Below are 2,743 nucleotides of genomic sequence, written 5' to 3'. Positions count from 1 at the left end.
CGCTTTTATCGCCACCCGGTGCGCGCCTGGTTTGTGCAGCGCCTGGCGGTCTCCTTCCACCAAACGACCCTTGAGCTGGCGGCTGATGAACCTTTTGTCATCGACGGTCTGACCCGCTATCAGCTCAATGACCGGCTGGTGAATGCCCTTATCGACGGGGAAAGCACCGACCGGCTGTTCCGCCAGGTGCGCGCCGCCGGCCTGTTGCCTTATGGCGCGTTCGGCGAGCTGTATTGGGCCCGGCAGTGTCAGGAGATGACGGTGCTCTCTGAGCTGGTACGGATGTGGCGATTGCCGGAAACGCACAGTCTTGAGGTCTCTTTGACGCTGGACGAGGTGACGCTTTCCGGCTGGCTGCCGCGGGTCCAGGCGAATGGCTTGCTGCGCTGGCGTCCCGGCACGCTGTCGGCCCGGGATGGCCTGCTGCTGTGGTTGGAGCACCTGGCCTACTGCGCCATGGGCGGCGAAGGCGAGAGCCGGATGTTCGGTACGCGCGGCGAGTGGCATTTCACGCCGCTGCCCGCCTGTCGGGCGAAAGCGTTTTTACTTTCTCTGGTTTCCGGCTACTGTCAGGGTATGGCGTCGCCGCTGCTGCTGTTACCCTGCGCGGGTGGCGCATGGCTAAGCCATTGTTACGACCCGGTGACGCAGAGCATCGACCGCGACGAGAGCCGGCAGCGGCAGGCCCGTGATAAACTTATCCAGGCTTGGCAGGGGAATGGCCATGTTCCCGGCGAAGGTGAGGATCCTTATCTGCAGCGGTTGATGCGTCAGTTGGAGGAACAACATATTGAGGCGATTATATCGGCCGCTGAACGGTATTTGCTGCCACCCTTTATGTTCAATCTGGCGCAGAGTGAGCCGGCGAAACGCGAAAAGAAAGCCTGAGTCAAGCGTTCGGGGCGCCGCCCCGGCGACGGCGGTAAGCGCCGTTATGTTGTTTTCTTGCACGTAAGTGTCACCTAAAAAAAGACTGTGGTCAGGAACGGCCCGCAAGGCAGCTATCGGAGAGAGGAATGTTGAAACTGGTTAACGGGTTATTGGGTTTCGCACTGATTTTTTTGAGCACAGCAGCACCAGGATGGGCGCAAAGCGGATGGCAACCGGTGAAAGAAGCCATCCACAAGAGCAGTCAAGATCCCCGTCACTATCAGGCTATCCGGCTGGATAACGGCATGACGGTGCTGTTGGTGAGCGATAAGGACGCGGTCAAGTCGCTTGCGGTGGTGGCCGTGCCGGTGGGGTCGCTGGAGAATCCGCACAATCAGCTTGGCCTGGCTCACTATCTGGAGCATATAATCCTGATGGGGTCGCGCCATTATCCAGAGCCGGAAAATCTTTCTGAATTCTTGAAAAAGCACGGCGGCGATCATAATGCCAGCACCGTGTCCTACAGAACGGCTTTTTATCTGGAGGTGAAAAACGATGCGCTGCAGCCGGCCATCGATCGGTTGGCGGACGCTATCGCCGCACCGCGGCTGGATCCGGTTTACGCCGATAAAGAGCGCCATGCGGTGGATGCCGAGCTCCGAATGGCGCGCGCCAACGACGGCCTGCGCATGGCGCAGATCCGGTCTGAGACCATGAATCCGGCTCACCCGGGTTCGCGCTTTTCTGGCGGCAATCTTGACACCTTGAGCGATAAGCCCGACAGCAAATTGCACGATGCGCTGCAGCATTTCTACAAACGTTATTATTCGGCCAACTTGATGGTAGCGGTCATTTACAGCAATCAACCGCTGCCCGACATGGCGAAGCTGGCGGCCGCCACCTTTGGCCGCATCGCCAACCACCGGGCGTCGGTGCCCCCCATCACCGTACCGGCGGTCACCGCCGCGCAAACCGGTATCGTTATCCATTACCAGCCGGTCCAGCCACGAAAGATGCTGCGCATCGAGTTTCCCATCGCCAACAACAGCGCCGCGTTTCGCAGCAAAACCGATACCTACATCAGCTATCTCATCGGCAACCGCAGCCCGGGAACCCTGGCGGACTGGCTGCAAAAAGAGGGGTTGGCGGACGCTATCGACGCCGGCGCCGATCCAATGGTTAATCGCAACGGCGGGGTTTTCGCCATTGCCGCCTCCCTTTCCGACAAAGGGTATGCGCAGCGCGACCGGGTGGTGGCGGCCATTTTTGCCTATCTGTCGCTGCTGCGGCATCAGAGGATTCAGCGTCACTATTTCGACGAGATAGCCCATGTGCTGGACCAGGATTTCCGTTTCCCGGTGATGACCCGCAATATGGACTATATCGAATGGCTGGTGGATTCCATGCTGCGGGTGCCGGTGCAACATGTGCTGGATGCTTCTTATCTGGCCGACCGCTACGATCCGGCCGCCATCGGCGCGCGCCTCGACGTCATGAAGCCGCAGCATGCCCGCGTCTGGTTCATCAGCCCGGACGCGCCGCACGATAAGACCGCCTACTTTGTCGATGCCCCCTATCAGGTGAGTAAACTGACGCCGGTGCAAATCGCCCGCTGGCGACACCTGGAGCGGGCGATCACACTCTCGCTGCCGGCGCTTAATCCTTATATCGCCAACGATTTCAGCCTGATCCGTAGCGCGAGTCATCCCGAGCACCCTGAAACCCTGATCGACGAGCCGAGGCTACGGCTGCACTATATGCCGAGCAGCGCGTTCGCCGACGAACCGCGCGCGGATATCACGTTGAATTTCCGCAATGCCGCTGCCATGGGCAGCGCGCGCAATCAGGTGCTGTATTCGTTAAACGACTATCT

At 59.8% G+C, this 2,743-nt stretch carries 1 protein-coding gene and 1 pseudogene; both read left to right on the top strand.

The genetic code is table 11. The features are described from left to right. Positions 1 to 888: pseudogene (gene recC, locus ACMX3H_RS19490) on the top strand (exonuclease V subunit gamma); the annotation flags it as partial. A 128-nt stretch (positions 889 to 1,016) separates the two neighbouring features. Further along, positions 1,017 to 2,743 (top strand): pitrilysin (gene ptrA, locus ACMX3H_RS19485; protein WP_415211914.1); only part of this gene is annotated, 1,727 nt, incomplete at its 3' end.

It is taken from the genome of Sodalis sp. (in: enterobacteria) (genome assembly GCF_047607725.1).
Lineage (GTDB): Bacteria > Pseudomonadota > Gammaproteobacteria > Enterobacterales > Enterobacteriaceae > JBLKSS01.
This window is presented reverse-complemented; position numbering and strand designations above follow the sequence as displayed.